The 13,867-nt window shown below is 72.0% G+C and carries 11 protein-coding genes and 2 pseudogenes; 6 read left to right on the top strand and 7 right to left on the bottom strand.

Going from position 1 to position 13,867, the window contains the following annotated elements; genetic code table 11:
* Positions 1 to 73: 73 nt before the first annotated feature.
* Together ACTVZO_RS40620 and ACTVZO_RS40615 are read left to right on the top strand one after the other, a co-directional pair.
* A pseudogene (locus tag ACTVZO_RS40620) lies at positions 74 to 1,187 on the top strand (sensor histidine kinase).
* Positions 1,184 to 1,816, top strand: a pseudogene (locus ACTVZO_RS40615) (response regulator). Before ACTVZO_RS40620 ends, ACTVZO_RS40615 begins: the two co-directional pseudogenes overlap by 4 nt.
* Positions 1,817 to 1,883: 67 nt before the next feature.
* On the opposite strand, the gene ACTVZO_RS40610 reads toward ACTVZO_RS40615, so the two are convergent.
* The 5 genes from ACTVZO_RS40610 to ACTVZO_RS40590 form a co-directional block, all read right to left on the bottom strand.
* The gene (locus ACTVZO_RS40610) at positions 1,884 to 2,417 is read right to left on the bottom strand and encodes a PP2C family protein-serine/threonine phosphatase (protein ID WP_443303607.1); all 534 of its coding nucleotides are present in this window, start codon (positions 2,415 to 2,417) and stop codon (positions 1,884 to 1,886) included.
* Between the two features lie 27 nt (positions 2,418 to 2,444).
* Entirely contained in the window at positions 2,445 to 3,131 is a 687-nt protein-coding gene (locus tag ACTVZO_RS40605; RefSeq protein WP_443303606.1) for a GAF domain-containing protein, read from the bottom strand.
* Positions 3,128 to 3,937 carry a PAS domain-containing protein gene (locus ACTVZO_RS40600; protein ID WP_443303605.1) on the bottom strand — a complete coding sequence of 270 codons (810 nt, stop codon included), beginning with the start codon at positions 3,935 to 3,937 and terminating at the stop codon, positions 3,128 to 3,130. The genes ACTVZO_RS40605 and ACTVZO_RS40600 overlap by 4 nt, the downstream gene beginning before the upstream one ends.
* A gap of 134 nt (positions 3,938 to 4,071) precedes the next feature.
* Entirely contained in the window at positions 4,072 to 5,994 is a 1,923-nt protein-coding gene (locus tag ACTVZO_RS40595; protein WP_443303604.1) for an AMP-dependent synthetase/ligase, read from the bottom strand.
* Positions 5,995 to 6,019: 25 nt separating this feature from the next.
* Entirely contained in the window at positions 6,020 to 7,324 is a 1,305-nt protein-coding gene (locus ACTVZO_RS40590) for an acetyl-CoA C-acetyltransferase (protein WP_443303603.1), read from the bottom strand.
* 93 nt (positions 7,325 to 7,417) lie between these two features.
* Between ACTVZO_RS40590 and ACTVZO_RS40585 the strand changes: the two genes are divergently transcribed.
* Together ACTVZO_RS40585 and ACTVZO_RS40580 are read left to right on the top strand one after the other, a co-directional pair.
* Positions 7,418 to 8,764, top strand: coding sequence for a 3-oxoacyl-ACP reductase (locus ACTVZO_RS40585; RefSeq protein ID WP_443303602.1), 1,347 nt, complete (start codon positions 7,418 to 7,420; stop codon positions 8,762 to 8,764).
* 25 nt (positions 8,765 to 8,789) lie between these two features.
* Positions 8,790 to 9,638 (top strand): MaoC/PaaZ C-terminal domain-containing protein, encoded by an 849-nt coding sequence (locus tag ACTVZO_RS40580; protein WP_443303601.1) that lies wholly within the window; start codon positions 8,790 to 8,792, stop codon positions 9,636 to 9,638.
* Here the strand turns inward: ACTVZO_RS40580 and ACTVZO_RS40575 are convergent.
* Positions 9,625 to 10,296: a TetR/AcrR family transcriptional regulator gene (locus tag ACTVZO_RS40575; RefSeq protein ID WP_443303600.1), complete on the bottom strand. Its 672-nt coding sequence runs from the start codon at positions 10,294 to 10,296 to the stop codon at positions 9,625 to 9,627. The two genes, ACTVZO_RS40580 and ACTVZO_RS40575, sit on opposite strands and share 14 nt — an antisense overlap.
* A gap of 72 nt (positions 10,297 to 10,368) precedes the next feature.
* Between ACTVZO_RS40575 and ACTVZO_RS40570 the strand changes: the two genes are divergently transcribed.
* The gene (locus ACTVZO_RS40570; RefSeq protein WP_443303599.1) at positions 10,369 to 10,845 is read left to right on the top strand and encodes an SCP2 sterol-binding domain-containing protein; all 477 of its coding nucleotides are present in this window, start codon (positions 10,369 to 10,371) and stop codon (positions 10,843 to 10,845) included.
* Between the two features lie 28 nt (positions 10,846 to 10,873).
* Positions 10,874 to 12,085 carry an acyl-CoA dehydrogenase family protein gene (locus tag ACTVZO_RS40565; RefSeq protein WP_443303598.1) on the top strand — a complete coding sequence of 404 codons (1,212 nt, stop codon included), beginning with the start codon at positions 10,874 to 10,876 and terminating at the stop codon, positions 12,083 to 12,085.
* 93 nt (positions 12,086 to 12,178) lie between these two features.
* Here the strand turns inward: ACTVZO_RS40565 and ACTVZO_RS40560 are convergent, their stop codons facing one another.
* Positions 12,179 to 13,531, bottom strand: a complete 1,353-nt coding sequence (locus ACTVZO_RS40560; RefSeq protein ID WP_443303597.1) for a lipase family protein — start codon at positions 13,529 to 13,531, stop codon at positions 12,179 to 12,181.
* Positions 13,532 to 13,867: the final 336 nt, after the last annotated feature.

Below are 13,867 nucleotides of genomic sequence, written 5' to 3'. Positions count from 1 at the left end.
CGAGCCGGCTTGCGGCCCCTGCCCCGCAGGGGAGGGGCATGGGCCGCAACGCCCCGATGTCGCCCTCCTCGCCCTGGCCGCGGGCCGCGCCGTGATCGACGGCCGTCCTCACGCCGCGCTGACCGTCGCCCTGGCCGCGGCGTGCGCCCTGGCGTACGCGGCCGGGCCGCTCCTGCCCGGTGTCCGCCGCTCCGCAACACTCTGGCTGGCCGCAGTCGCTGCCTGCTGGCTGGCTGTCCCAAGACGCCGTCCGGCTCGCCTTTCCCCTGTACTTCCTCCAGCTCCACCATCTGCCCCGCCGCGCGGGCCTGGTCGCCGTGGCCGCCACAACTGTGGCCGCGATCACCGCCTACGCCGCTCACCAGGGCTCTTTCAACGTGGCCATGGCGATCGGTTCGGCCCTGGGCGGGGCCGTCGCGGTCGCGGTGGTGTGGGGCTACCAGGCCCTGTACCGGGAGAGCTAACAGCGCCGCCAGCTCATCGAGGAACTCACCGCCACCCGCGCAGACCTCGCCGCCGCCCAGCACACCGCCGGAGTGCTGGCCGAACGTGAACGCCTGGCCCGCGAGATCCACGACACCCGCCCAGGGTCTCTCCAGCATCCAGCTGCTGCTTCGCGCCGCCGAGCGCGCACTGCCCGGCGCACCGCTGAACGCCGCCCGTTTCGTGGACCAGGCCTGCCAGGTGGCCGTGGACAACCTCGCCGAGGCCCGCCGGTTCGTCGCCGCCCTCACACCTCCGTCACTGGAAGGCGCCACCCTGGCCGGCGCGCTGGAGCGGCTCTGCGCCATCACCTCAACCCGGCACCCGCTCACCGCCCGCTTCCATCTCACCGGCGACCCGGCGCCGCTGCCGACCGCTCACGAGGTCGCCCTTCTGCGCATCGCCCAGTCCGCCCTCGCCAACACGGCCTGCCACGCTCACGCCACTACCACCGAGGTCACCCTCAGCTACCTCGGCGGCCACGTCGCCCTCGACGTCGTCGACGACGGAGCAGGCTTCGACCCCGGCCGGCTGCCCGCCCCCGACCCCGAAGCCGGCGGCTTCGGGCTGGCCGCGATGCGCGCCCGCGTGCGGGCCCTCGGCGGTGCCTTGACGGTCGAATCCGCCCCGGCCGGGGCACAGCCCTGGCCGCACAGTTCCCGCTTCCCCCGCCCGCCGACCACGAGCCCGAGGCCCCCCGGTGAACGACCACCCCATCCGACTTCTCATCGCCGACGACCACCCCGTCGCGCGGGCCGGACTCCGCGCTGTACTGGAGACTGAGCCAGGCCTCACAGTGGTGGCCGAAGCCCCCACCGCCGAGGAAGCCGTCGCCCGCGCAGCCCAGGGCGATGTCGACGTCGTGCTGATGGACCTCCAGTTCGGCAAAGGAATGGGCGGAGCCGAGGCCGCTCAGATCACCGCCCGCCCGGATGCCCCCCCGCGTGCTGATCGTCACGACCTACGACTCCGATGCCGACACCCTGCCCGCCATTGAAGCCGGTGCCCCCGGCTACCTCCTCAAGGACGCCCCTCCCGAGGACCTGGCCGCGGCCGGACGCACCGCCGCCGCCGGCCGCACCACTCTGGCCCCGGCCGTCGCGGACCGCCTCATGAACCGCCTCCGAGCCCCCGCCACCGCCTTGACCCGGCGCGAGACCGAAGTACTCGTCCTGGTCGCGGACGGCCTGTCCAACCAGGCCATCGGTCAGCGCCTCCACCTCACCGAGGGCACCGTCAAGTCCCACCTGGCCCGCATCTACACCAAACTCGGCATCGACCCCGCACCGCCGCGGTCGCCACCGCAACCGGCCTCGGCCTGATCCGCCGCTGACCGTCCACGCCGACCCTCGTCGGTGACGTGCACGGCGTGTCCACGTACGAATGCCGGAGCCCCCTGCCTACGTTTCCGGGGGACCGATCCGGGCGAGCAGCAGGGCGACGTCGTCCACGGGTGAGGGGGCGAGACGGTCCACCACGGTCTGGCTGAGGGCGTCCAGCGGCAGCGCGGAGCCGGCGGACAGCACGTCGACCAGCTGCGACAGGCGGTGGTCGACGTCGTCGCGGCGGGTTTCCACCAGGCCGTCGGTGTAGAGGGCGAGGACGCTGCCCGGGGCCAGCGGGACCTCGGCCGGCAGGAATTCGATGCCGCCCACTCCCGGCGGCACCCCGGAGGGCAGTTCCAGCAGTTCGGCGGCGCCGTCGGGGTGGACGACGACGGGTGGGGGATGGCCTGCCAGCGTGATCGAACAGGAGCCGGCCGCAGGGTCGCACACCGCGGAGACGCACGTGGCCAGAGGCGTGCCGGGAACATCCGCCAGAGTGGCATCGAGCTGCCGCAGCAACTGCTCCGGAGGCAGTGCCAGACGGGCGAACGCGCGCATGGTACTGCGCAGTTGGCCCATGGCTGCCGCGGCCATGATGCCGTGTCCCATGACATCCCCGACCATCAGGGCGGCCCGTCATGAGGACAGCGCCACGACGTCATACCAGTCACCGCCGACCTCGTTGGCCTCGCTCGCGGGCCGGTAGCAGTGGGCGATCTCGATTCCTTGCAGAGGCGTCAGCCTGTGCGGCAGCAGGCTGCGCTGCAGCGTCACGGCCGTGTCGTGTTCGCGGGTGTACAGGCGGGCGTTGTCGAGGTAGACGGCTGCCCGGGACGCGATGTCGAGGGCGAGTGTCACGTCGTCGGGCGAGAAGGGCGGGGCGGGCTTCGTGCGGTAGAAGGCCGCCGCTCCCAGCGCCTTGCCGCGGGCGAGCAGCGGGACGGCGAGCAGAGAGTGAGCCCCCAGCTCGTGCAGCTGCCTGAAGGTGTAGGTGTGGCCGGGGAAGACGGGAAGGGTTCGCTCGTTCATCTCGGCGACCAGAAAGGGGTCGCCACGTGCCATGGCCCGCGCGTACGGGGCATCCGCCGAATGGTGGAGAGTCGCGCCCGGCGGAGCGAGGACCTGCGCCGCAGGCGAGCCGTGTGCTGGTGCCTTGCCCAGCCGCCGGACGACGATGTCGCCGGTCAGGCCGTCGGCGGGCTCCGCGGCGGCGTCGTCGGCGATTTCCGCCAGCAGGTCCACGGTGGCGATGTCGGCGAGTCCGTGAAGCGCCGCGTCGGCCAGCTCCTGCGCGGTCTGCCGCATGTCCAGGGTGGTGCTCATACGGGCGCCGCTCTCACTGAGCAGGTCGAGCCGCCGCCGGCCCGCCGCGGCCGCCAGCTCGGCCCGGACCCGAGCGGTGATGTCGACCACCGAGGCACCGACACCGAACGGGCGTCCCCCGGTGTCCTCCAGGCGGAAGTAGGAACAGGACCACACCCGGTCCTCGCCCGGGGCGCCCGGCGGAAGCCGACCACGGGCTCACCCGTGTCCAGTACCCGCCGCAATACGGCCTCCACCTCGCCGCTCTTCACCTCGGGCAGCACGTCGGACAGCCGCCGCCCGAGGTGCTCCGCCTCGGCTACACCGTTGATCGCCTCCAGGGCGGCGTTGACCCGCAGGTAGCGCAGCTCGGCGTCGAAGGCGGACAGCCCGATCGGAGAGTGGCGGAATAGGCCGTCCAGGACCGCACGGGACGTCCGCATCTCGGACGCCGCGGTAACGTCCAGCAGGAAGGCGAGCATGTCGCCACCGGCCGGTACCTGGTAGGTCCACACCGCGAGCTCGACCACGTGCCCGTCCCGATGCCGGGCCGTGCACGGCCCGGTCGCGTCGCGGCCGTCGGAAATCCGCTCCGGCAGGGACTGGGTTCCGGGGGAGCCTGCCGGCGGAACGAGGAGCTCGCCTCGGCTGCCCAGCAGCTCCGCCGCCGGATAGCCGAGCATGGCCTCGGCCGCCGCATCCCATTGGATGATGCGGCCCGAGGCGTCCACCCGCACTCCCGCCACCGGCACATCGCTCGGTCGCGGACCGCCCGCCGCCCTCTCCGCTGCGGCGGTCGCCTCTTCGGATTCACCGGGACGGCGCATGGGGCTCCTACCGACTTGCTCCTTCCACTATGCGCCCGCCTGCGTGAGGTCACGAGACGACGCCGCCATCGCACCCGAGGCCACAGCCGCGCCCGCGTCGGAGCCGGCTCGTACGGGAACGACTCGCTGCTCCGTCAGGTGTAGAGGCGCTCGATGTCCTGCGCGTACGCGGAAGCCACCTCCTGGCGCTTGATCTTCAGTGACGGCGTGAGCAGGCCGCGCTCCTCGGTGAAGTCACCCGCCACGATCCGGACCCGGCGTATCGACTCGGCACGGGAGACCGTCCTGTTGACCTTCCCAACGGCCGCCGCGATCTCCGCGGCCACGGCGGGGTGCACCGGGATCGCGCTGTCGACGTCGGGTCCCGTCGCACCGGGGGCTGTGTCCTCCGCCGGGAGGTGGGCGAGGTACTGCTCGACGACCCCTGTGTCCAGGGTGACCAGGGCGGCGATGTACGAGCGGCGGTCGCCCAGCACCAGGCACTGGCTGATCAGCGGGTGGGCGCGCAGCCGGTCCTCCATCGGGGCGGGGCTGACGTTCTTTCCGCCGCTGGTGACCAGGATCTCCTTCTTGCGGCCGGTGATGGTGAGGTATCCGTCGTCGTCCAGCCGCCCGAGGTCGCCGGTGGTGAACCAGCCTTCGGTCACGGCCGGTTCGGCGGCGCCGAGGTAGCCGTCGAACACCTGCATACCGCTGAGCAGTACTTCGCCGTCCTCGGCGATCCGCACGGCCCCGCCCGGTACCGGGGGGCCGACCGTGCCCGGGCGGGGCCGAAGCGGTGGGTTGAGGGTGGACGGGCCGGTGGTCTCGGTGAGGCCGTACCCCTCGTAGATCAGTACTCCCGCGCCGGCGAAGAACAGCAGCAGTTCGGGGGAGAGCGAGGAGCCGCCGCTGATCGCGTACCGGACCTTGGCGCCCATCGCCTTGCGGACCTTGCGGTACACCAGGACGTCGTACAGTGCGTGCACCAGCCGGAGACCGAGTGGGGCGCGCGGACCGTCGCCGGCCAGTGCGGCGAGTTCGGCGCGGGCGTAGCGGACGGCGATGTCACGGGCCCGGTCGTACACCTTGGCGGCGCCGCGGGCCTGTGCCTCCAGGCGGCCGAGGTCGTGGATCTTCTCGAAGAGGTACGGCACGCCGGCCAGGAACGTGGCGCCGAACGAGGCCAGATCGGGACGGAGTTCGGACGGGTTCAGCGAGGGGCTGTGGCCGATCCGGATCCGGGAGTGCACACAGGCGACCTGGATCATCCGGCCGAGGACATGGGAGAGCGGCAGGAACAGCAGGGTGGACGGCGGTTCGTCGGAGACCGCCTCGAACACCGGCTGGAGCAGGGCCTGGCAGTTGGCGGCCTCGTCCATGAAGTTGCCGTGGGTGAGGCGGCATGCCTTGGGGCGCCCCGTGGTGCCGGAGGTGTAGATCAGGGTGGCCTCGCTCCGCGGAGTCAACGCCGCGCGCCGCTTCGCGAGTTCGCTGTCCGGGACGTCGGCCCCCCGGACGGTCAGATCGGCGACGGCGCCCTCGTCGAGACGCCAGAGCGGTACGTCGCGGTCGAGCTCGCGCAGGGCCTCGGCGAGCACCGCGGCGGTGCCGGTGTCCTCGGCTACGACGGCGACCGCGCCGGAGTCGCGGATGATCCACCCGGCCTGCTCGGCGGAGGAGGTGGGGTAGATCGGGACGATGGCGGCGCCGGCCGTCCACGCGGCGAAGTCAAGCAGCATCCACTCGTAGCGGGTGCGGCACATCAGGGCGATCCGGTCGCCCCCAGCGATTCCGGCAGCGACCATGCCTTTGGCGAGGGCGGCCACCTCGGCGGCGAAGGCGGCGGCGGCGACGTCCTCGCGCCGACCGTCCGCGCCGGGGCGGGACACCACGACCGCGTCGGGCGCCTCGGCGGCGTTGCGCGGCAGCAGGTCGGCGAGGCTGCCGGTGATCGCGGGCGGTACGAGGTGAGGGGTCCGGGACTCGACGACGCGTCCGCCGCTGCGCCGGACCTCGACGGGTACCCGGTCGCGCAGGTGCTCGGCGCGTCCGGCTCGGGCGATGAAAGCTGGCATGGGTGGTCTCCCTGGGGGTGAGGGTTCAGCGTTCGAGCAGCGCGGTGATGCCCTGGCCGCCGGCGGCGCAGATGGAGATGAGGCCGCGCACGGGGCGGTCCTCCGCCTCAGCGGAGAGCTGGTGGAGGAGCTTGGCGAGGGCGGCGGTGATCCTGCCTCCGGTGGCGGCGAAGGGGTGGCCGGCGGCGAGCGAGGAGCCGTTGACGTTGACCCGGGCACGGTCGACCGGGCCGAGCGGTCCGGGGAGGCCGAGCCGGTCGGCGCAGAACTCCTTGTCCTCCCAGGCCTTGAGGGTGGCGAGGACCTGGGAGGCGAAGGCCTCGTGGATCTCGAAGCGGTCGATGTCGGCGAAGGTGAGGCCGTTGCGGGCCAGCAGCCGTGGGACGGCGAAGACCGGAGCCATCAGCAGGCCGTCCTCTCCGTGCACGAAGTCGACGGCGGCGACCTCGGTGTCGACGAAATAGGCGAGCGGTTCGAGGCCGCGCTCGCGGGCCCAGTCCTCACTGGCGAGCAGGACAACGGAGGCGCCGTCGCTGAGCGGGGTGGAGTTCCCGGCCGTCATGGTGGCGTCCGGCTCGCCGGCGCCGAAGCAGGGCTTGAGTCGGGCGAGCTTCTCGGCGGAGGAGTCCGGGCGCAGGTGGTGGTCGCGGGCCAGGCCGCGGAAGGGGGTGACGAGGTCGTCGAAGAACCCGTGCTCGTAGGCGGCGTGCAGCCGCTGGTGGCTGGTGGCGGCGAGTTCGTCCTGATCGGCGCGGGTCACCTGCCACTGGCGGGCGGTGCGGGCGGCGTGCTCCCCCATCGACAGGCCGGTGCGGGGTTCGGTGTTGGCGGGGATGTCGGGAACGACCTGGCGGGGGCGCAGCCCGCGGAGGAGGGCGCCGGCCTTTCGGGCGGGGGTGGGCGCGTACCGGGCCCTGAGCAGAACGCGGCGCAGGTCGTCGTTGAGACCGATCGGGGCGTCGCTGACGGTGTCGACGCCGCCGGCGACCGCGCACTCGGTCTGGCCGAGCGCGATCCGGCTCGCGGCGAGCGCGACCGCCTCCAGTCCGGTGCCGCACGCCTGCTGGAGGTCGTAGGCGGGAGTACGGGCGTCCAGGCGGCTGCCGAGGACGGTCTCCCTGGCGAGGTTGAAGTCGCGGGCGTGCTTGAGGACGGCGCCGGCGGTGAACTCGCCGAGGCGCAGTCCGGCCAGGCCGAAGCGGTCGACCAGGCCGTCCAGGGCGGCGGCGAGCATCTCCTGGTTGGTCACGCCGACGTACGGGCCGCCCGCTCGGGCGAAGGGGATGCGGTTGCCGCCGAGGACGGCGACACGGCGCACGGTTCGGGTCATGAGGAACTTCTCCCAACGGAGGGGCTGGCGCTCGACGGGAGTCAGGGTATTTACTCATGCGTAAACTTACTAGCGAGTAAGGAGCTTGGATTCGTGTCCGACTTTCTCCAGCACCTGATGTCCAGCCGTGCAGGGCGGGCGCTGCTGCGCCGCGCCGGCGTGCCGGTGCCCGCACCCCTGGTCCGCCACACCCCCGGCGGGCCCGCCATTCCGGGGCCGGTCCTGGTGGGCGGCACCCCGAAGGGGCGGCTCGGCACCGCCGTCAAGGGCGTGCTCGCCGATGCAGGCGCCGAGGCGCTCACCTCCCTGCCCGAGGGCGGCCGGCCGGCCGCCCTCGCCTTCGACGCCACCGGTCTGACCGGGGCGGGCGCCCTGGCGGAGCTGTACGCCTTCACCCACCCCGTTATGCGCGGGCTGTCGCCCGGCGGCCGGGTGGTGGTGCTCGGCGACGTGCCCGGCCCGAAGCCGGCCGACGCGCTCGCCGCGCAGGCACTGGAGGGCTTCACACGCTCGCTCGGAAAGGAGCTGCGCGGCGGCGCCACCTGCCAGCTGCTCCAGGTCGGACCCGGCGCCGAGCACCTGATCGGCTCACCGCTGCGCTTCCTGCTCTCACCGCGCTCTGCGTACGTCTCCGGCCAGGTGGTCAGGGTCGAGGCCACCACGGCCTCCAGTGCCCCCGTCCGCTGGGAGGCCCCGCTGAGCGGATCGGTGGCCGCCGTCACCGGCGCCGCCCGCGGGATCGGAGCGGTGGTCGCCGAGGTGCTGGCCCGCGACGGGGCCACCGTGGTCTGCCTCGACCTGCCGAGTCAGGAGGCCGGGCTGGCCCGCACGGCGCAGCGGATCGGCGGCACGGCGCTGCCCGTCGACATCACCGCGGGCGACGCCCCGGGGCGGATCCGCGCCCACCTGCGCGCGGAGTTCGGCGGCGTCGACGTCTTCGTGCACAACGCCGGCATCACCCGAGACCGCACCCTCGCCCGCATGAGCCCCCAGGAGTGGGACACCGTCCTCGACGTCAACCTCGGCGCCGTCCACCGGATCACCGCCACCCTGCTCGCGGAAGGCCAGGACGGCCCGGTCCTGCGCGACGGCGGAGCCCTGGTCTGCACCTCCTCGATCGGCGGCATCGCGGGCAACCGCGGCCAGACCAACTACGGTGCCAGCAAGGCCGGCCTGATCGGCCTCGTGCGGGCCTACGCACCTCTCCTCGCGGAGCGGAGTATCCGGATCAACGCCGTCGCGCCGGGGTTCATCGAGACCGACATGACCGCCCGAATGCCCCTGCTGGTCCGCGAGGCGGGCCGCCGGATGAACAGCCTCGGCCAGGGCGGCCTGCCGGTCGACGTCGCCGAAACCGTCGCTTGGCTGGCCGCGCCCGCCACCGCCGGCGTGAGCGGGCAGACCATCCGCGTCTGCGGCCAGTCCCTGCTCGGCGCCTAATGGGACATCACGGACAGGAACCCCGATGACCGACCTGCGTTTCGACTCCCCGCCGGGGGTGCTGCCGTCGTATCTGCGTGCGGTGGCCCGCGCCCGCCGCGCCGACCCCGCACGGCCCCTGCCCGACCGCCGGGCGGTCCTGCCGGACGTCACCGCCGACCCGGCCCGGCTCGCCCGGTACGCCGAGGTGTGCGGCTTCCGGCAGGACGGGACGCTGCCGCCCATCTACCCGCACCTCCTGGCCTTCCCCGCCTCACTGGCGCTGATGACGGCCGCCGACTTCCCGCTGCCGCTCCTCGGCCTGGTGCACACCGCGAACACGATCACCGTCCGGCGCCCCCTGGGCGCGCGCGAGCGGCTGGCCATGGAGGTCAGTACCGACCGCCGCCGCACGCACCCGCGCGGCACGGTCTTCGACGTGGCGGCCGTCGCACGGACGGACGGCGAGGAGGTCTGGTCGTCGCGGTCCACCTATCTGTACCGGCACGCCACCGAGGCGAACGCCGCCCGTCCGGACGAACACCCAGCCCCGGACATCGAGTTCGAGTCATGGTGGCTGCCGGCCGCGAGCGGACGCCGGTACGCAGCGGTCAGTGGCGACCGCAACCCGATCCACCTCCACGCGTGGACCGCCCGGCCGTTCGGTTTCCGTCGCGCGATCGCGCACGGCATGTGGACCAAGGCCCGCGTGCTCGCCGCACTCGGCGAGCGGCTGCCCGCCGCCGCGGACATCGAGGTGTCGTTCCGCACCCCGGTCGAACTGCCCTCCGGCGTACGGCTCTCCGTCCGGGACCTGGCCGGACGCACCGACTTCGCGCTCACCGGCGGCGACGGGGTGCGGACTCACCTGCGAGGCAGCGTCACCGCGCGTTAGGCGCATCGGCCGGGGGCGGGTAGTTCTCGCCGCCGGCCCGCCGCTCCAGGCCGACCCACATCAGGTTCATCAGCCGGCGCGCGGTGGCCTCGGGCTGCTCACCGGGGACGGTCAGAGCCCAGTCGGCCAGTGCGTCCGCCGCTCCGACCAGAGCATGCGCGATCGCCGACGCCTCCCGCCGCAGCGCGGCGTAGCCGGAGGCGCCGCCGTCCGCCTCCATCGTCTGCCGGACCAGCTCGGTGACGGTGTCGACGATGTCGGCGCGAGCCCGCGCCAGCTGTTCCGCGACCGGGCCGCTCAACGACCGGGCCTGCTGGTACAGCACCGTCCAGCTGGCCCGATGGTCGGCCACGTACGTGAAGAACGCCGTCAATCCCTGGGTCAGACGCTGCTCCGGCCGGTCCGCGGGGACCGTGGCGGCAGCGCCGATGGTGTCCACCAGCCGGTCCGCCTCGCGCGCGATACAGGCTCCGAAAGTCTCCTCCTTCGAGCCGAGGTACAGGTACAGCAGAGGTTTCGACACCTGGGCACGCTCGGCGATCTCGTCCATCGAGGTCGCGTGGAAGCCGCGCGAGGAGAAGACCTGCACGGCGGCGTCGAGCATCTGCTGCTCACGCACCTTGCGCGGAAGGCGTTTGCGACTGGGTTCCGGATCCACCTTGCCAGAGTAGCTGACCGCCTCGTAACCTTACCGAACAGTAAACTTACTATCGAGTAAGAAGGTGGCGACATGGCAGCACCCACTTCCCTCACCGAGCAGGACGTCGAGACCCTCGACTTCGCCGCGATCTCCCCGCAGGACTTCGCCCTCCTCGTGAGGAACACCTCCAAGGGCACCCTCGCCGACATCGCAACGGGCCCGTCCCGCGGCAGGATCCTGGACGAGGTGTTCAGCCGGATGGAGAGCCGCTTCAAGCCGGAGACCGCGGGCCGCCTCAAGGCCCTGGTCCGCTGGCGGATCGCCGACGCCGGACAGCAGGATGCTTGGTACGAGACCTCCATCGCCGACGGGACGTGCACGCTCACGCACGGCGTGAGCGACGCCCAACCTCGGCTCGAACTCACCCTGAGCGCGACCGACTTCCTCCGCCTGGTATCCGGCAACGCCAACGGCGTCACGCTGTTCATGACCCGCAAGCTCAAGGTGACCGGCGACCTCGGACTCGCCTCCGGGCTCACTCGCTACTTCGACATCCCCAAGGCCTGATCCCACACCCGCAGCCCCGGAGACCACCATGAGCTTCAACCTCGACCTGACCGGCGACCAGACCGAACTCCGCGACTGGGTACACGGTTTCGCCAAGGACGTGATCCGTCCCGCCGCCTCCGAGTGGGACGAGCGCGAGGAAACCCCCTGGCCGATCATCCAGGAGGCGGCCAAGATCGGCCTGTACGGCTTCGAGTCTCTCGCCGAGATGTGGGCCGACCCGACCGGACTCTCCCTGGCCATCGCCAACGAGGAACTGTTCTGGGGCGACGCCGGCATCGGCATGTCCCTCTTCGGCACCACGCTCGCGGTGGCGGGCATCTTCGCCAGCGGCACCCCCGACCAGGTGCTGGAGTGGATCCCGCAGTGCTACGGCGACGAGTCGGACCCCAAGCTGGCCGCCTTCTGCGTCTCCGAGCCCGGCGCCGGCTCCGACATCAGCGCGATGCGCACCCGGGCCCGCTACGACGAGGCCAATGACGAGTGGGTGATCAGCGGCCAGAAGGCCTGGATCACCAACGGCGGCATCGCCAACGTCCACGTGGTCGTCGCCTCGGTCGACCCGTCGCTCGGCGCGCGCGGCCAGGCCGCGTTCATCGTCCCGCCGGGCGCCAAGGGCCTGGACGGCAGCCGCAAGATCAAGAAGCTCGGCCTGCGCGCCTCGCACACCGCCGACGTCTTCCTGGACGAGGTCAGGGTGCCCGCCGACTTCGTCCTCGGTGGCAGGGAGAAGCTCGACGAGCGGCTCGCCCGGGTCCGCGAGGGCAGCGCCGCCAAGTCCCAGGCCGCGATGGCCACCTTCGAGCTGAGCCGCCCGACCGTCGGCGCCCAGGCGCTCGGCATCGCCCGGGCCGCCTACGAGTACGCCCTCGAATACGCGCGCGGACGCGAACAGTTCGGCCGCCCGATCCTGCAGAACCAGGCGATCGCCTTCGCCCTCGCCGACCTCCGCACCGAGATCGACTGCGCCAGGCTGCTGATCTGGCGGGCGGCCTGGATGGGCCGCAACGACCGCCCCTTCACCGCCGGTGAAGGTTCCATGTCCAAGCTCAAGGCCGGCGAGGTCGCCGTCGCCGCCACCGAGAAGGCCGTCCAGATCCTCGGCGGAGCCGGCTACAGCCGCGACCACCCCGTCGAACGCTGGTACCGCGACTCGAAGATCTACACCATCTTCGAGGGGACCAGCGAGATCCAGCGCCTGGTGATCTCCCGGGCCATCTCGGGTCTGCCCATCAGGTAGCCAGTGCCCGTACGGCCGTCCCCGGTGCCCGAGCGCACACACGACGGGCCCTGCCGCGCTCGCACGGCGCGGCAGGGCCCGGGAGGCTCGGGATCAGGAGCCCGACGTCGGCTTCTCCGGCTCCAGCGAGTTGCCCGCCGGGATGCGGCCGCAGCTGGACGGGGCCTTCTCGCCCTCGAAGCGGTCGTCCAGCCAGGCCAGTGCGCTGGGCACCCAGGGAACCGGGACGCCGAAGTGGCTGAGCAGGTTGTGCTGCCTGTACTCGATGGAGGTGTTGCCGGTGGCGCAGTACTGGCGGGCCAGGGCGCGGACGTCGCCGGCGACCATGACCCCGTCGCCTGTTCCGATGCCTGGAGGGTTGTTGAAGGTGCCTTCGAACACACCACCGTTGCCCTGGGCGATGTAGCCGGGAATGGTGGGCGTCGCCGCCGAGCCGAGGTTGACCTTGTTCACGGCCTTGAGGAAGGCGGGTACCGAGTTGGGGTCGGTGTACTGGGGTTTCACCATCTTCTGCCACGTCAGGCCGGGGTACTGGCCCAGCACGTTGAGGATGGAGGCGTCCTGCAGTTTGTCGTACACCTCGATGCCGTAGTCGCTCAGGTAGGGCTTGAGGTCGATCTCGTAGGAGCGGGCGACCCCGATGACGGCCATCGGGATGATGCCGGCCCACACCTTGCTGCCGGAGACGTACTTGAGGTTGTGGGCCGCATCCACGAGCAGGCCGCCCTGGGCGAAGCCCACCAGCTTCTTGTTGACGTCGGGGGCGTACGTGGGCGCCATCGAGGCTGCCCAGTTGGTCGCGATGGCGCCGCCGGAGTAGCCGGCCAGGCCGAACCTGGTGCCGGCGTCCAGGCCGGTCTCGGGCGACCGGGTAGCGGCACGGATCGAGTCGAGCGTGTTGGTCCCGTACTCCGGCCCGGCCGCGAAGTGGGCCTGCTGGCCCTCGGTGTCCGGGATGACGAGGGTGTAGCCCCGCAGCAGGGCCGTCGACAGGAGCAGGGACTCGGCCTCCCCGACGAGGCCGCCGAAGCTGACGTCACCGGCGATCACGCGGGACGGCCCGTGCTCCGGGTCGAGGGAGTCGTAGAACGACTGGTAGGACAGCGCCTTGTCGTTGCCGCCGTTGAGGCTGCGCACGACCGAGGTCACGTTGGCGGCGGGGCGGCCCTGCGCGTCGGTGGTGCGGTAGAGCAGTTGGACGGCCTTCACCGGCGTGGGGATTCCGGCGATGTGGTACTGCACCGTCCGCGTCTTGAGCACGTCGCCGGGAGCGAAGGAGGCCAGCGGTCTGGTGCCGTCGTACCTGTAGAACGGGTCCGTCCCCGTCCTGGGCTCGTCGACTGTGGCGATGACTGCTCCAGCGGGCGCGGCTGTCGCCGCGGGTGCGGTGGACAACACCACTGAGGCGACGACGACGGCCAGCAGGCGGCCGGAGACAACGCGCATGACTCCCCCTTGCGACACAGGGCAACGGATATTACGGGTCGGTAAGTTACCATGGGTAACCCCACGTTGGGGGTGTCTCGACCCACATGCTTTACGCCCCGGAAGATCACTGGCTCTGCCACGTGACGTGTCGCACGCACTCGTGTACGCCGTGATCTACGAGAACCGGTGCCCGGGCGCACGTCTCACGGACCGGTGTCCCCGCAACCGGTCTCCAGCGCGTGGTGCTCAGGAGCGCGTTCCAGACTCTGAGATCGCTGTTCCGACTCCGAGACCGATGTGTCAGACTCCGTGCGTGCTGTGCCAGCTCATTATTAGCGGCAGCGTGCCGGCAAC

This window comes from Streptomyces sp. IBSNAI002, assembly GCF_052244475.1.
Classification (GTDB): Bacteria; Actinomycetota; Actinomycetes; order Streptomycetales; family Streptomycetaceae; genus Streptomyces.
This window is presented reverse-complemented; position numbering and strand designations above follow the sequence as displayed.

What these genes read in the sequence shown, in the direction of transcription:
- ACTVZO_RS40610 (WP_443303607.1), bottom strand. Translation starts at nt 2,417, where the DNA reads ATGGGACACGGCATCATGGCCGCGGCAGCCATGGGCCAACTGCGCAGT.
- ACTVZO_RS40605 (WP_443303606.1), bottom strand. Translation starts at nt 3,131, where the DNA reads ATGAGCACCACCCTGGACATGCGGCAGACCGCGCAGGAGCTGGCCGAC.
- ACTVZO_RS40600 (WP_443303605.1), bottom strand. Translation starts at nt 3,937, where the DNA reads ATGCGCCGTCCCGGTGAATCCGAAGAGGCGACCGCCGCAGCGGAGAGG.
- ACTVZO_RS40595 (WP_443303604.1), bottom strand. Translation starts at nt 5,994, where the DNA reads ATGCCAGCTTTCATCGCCCGAGCCGGACGCGCCGAGCACCTGCGCGAC.
- ACTVZO_RS40590 (WP_443303603.1), bottom strand. Translation starts at nt 7,324, where the DNA reads ATGACCCGAACCGTGCGCCGTGTCGCCGTCCTCGGCGGCAACCGCATC.
- ACTVZO_RS40580 (WP_443303601.1), top strand. Translation starts at nt 8,790, where the DNA reads ATGACCGACCTGCGTTTCGACTCCCCGCCGGGGGTGCTGCCGTCGTAT.
- ACTVZO_RS40570 (WP_443303599.1), top strand. Translation starts at nt 10,369, where the DNA reads ATGGCAGCACCCACTTCCCTCACCGAGCAGGACGTCGAGACCCTCGAC.
- ACTVZO_RS40565 (WP_443303598.1), top strand. Translation starts at nt 10,874, where the DNA reads ATGAGCTTCAACCTCGACCTGACCGGCGACCAGACCGAACTCCGCGAC.
- ACTVZO_RS40560 (WP_443303597.1), bottom strand. Translation starts at nt 13,531, where the DNA reads ATGCGCGTTGTCTCCGGCCGCCTGCTGGCCGTCGTCGTCGCCTCAGTG.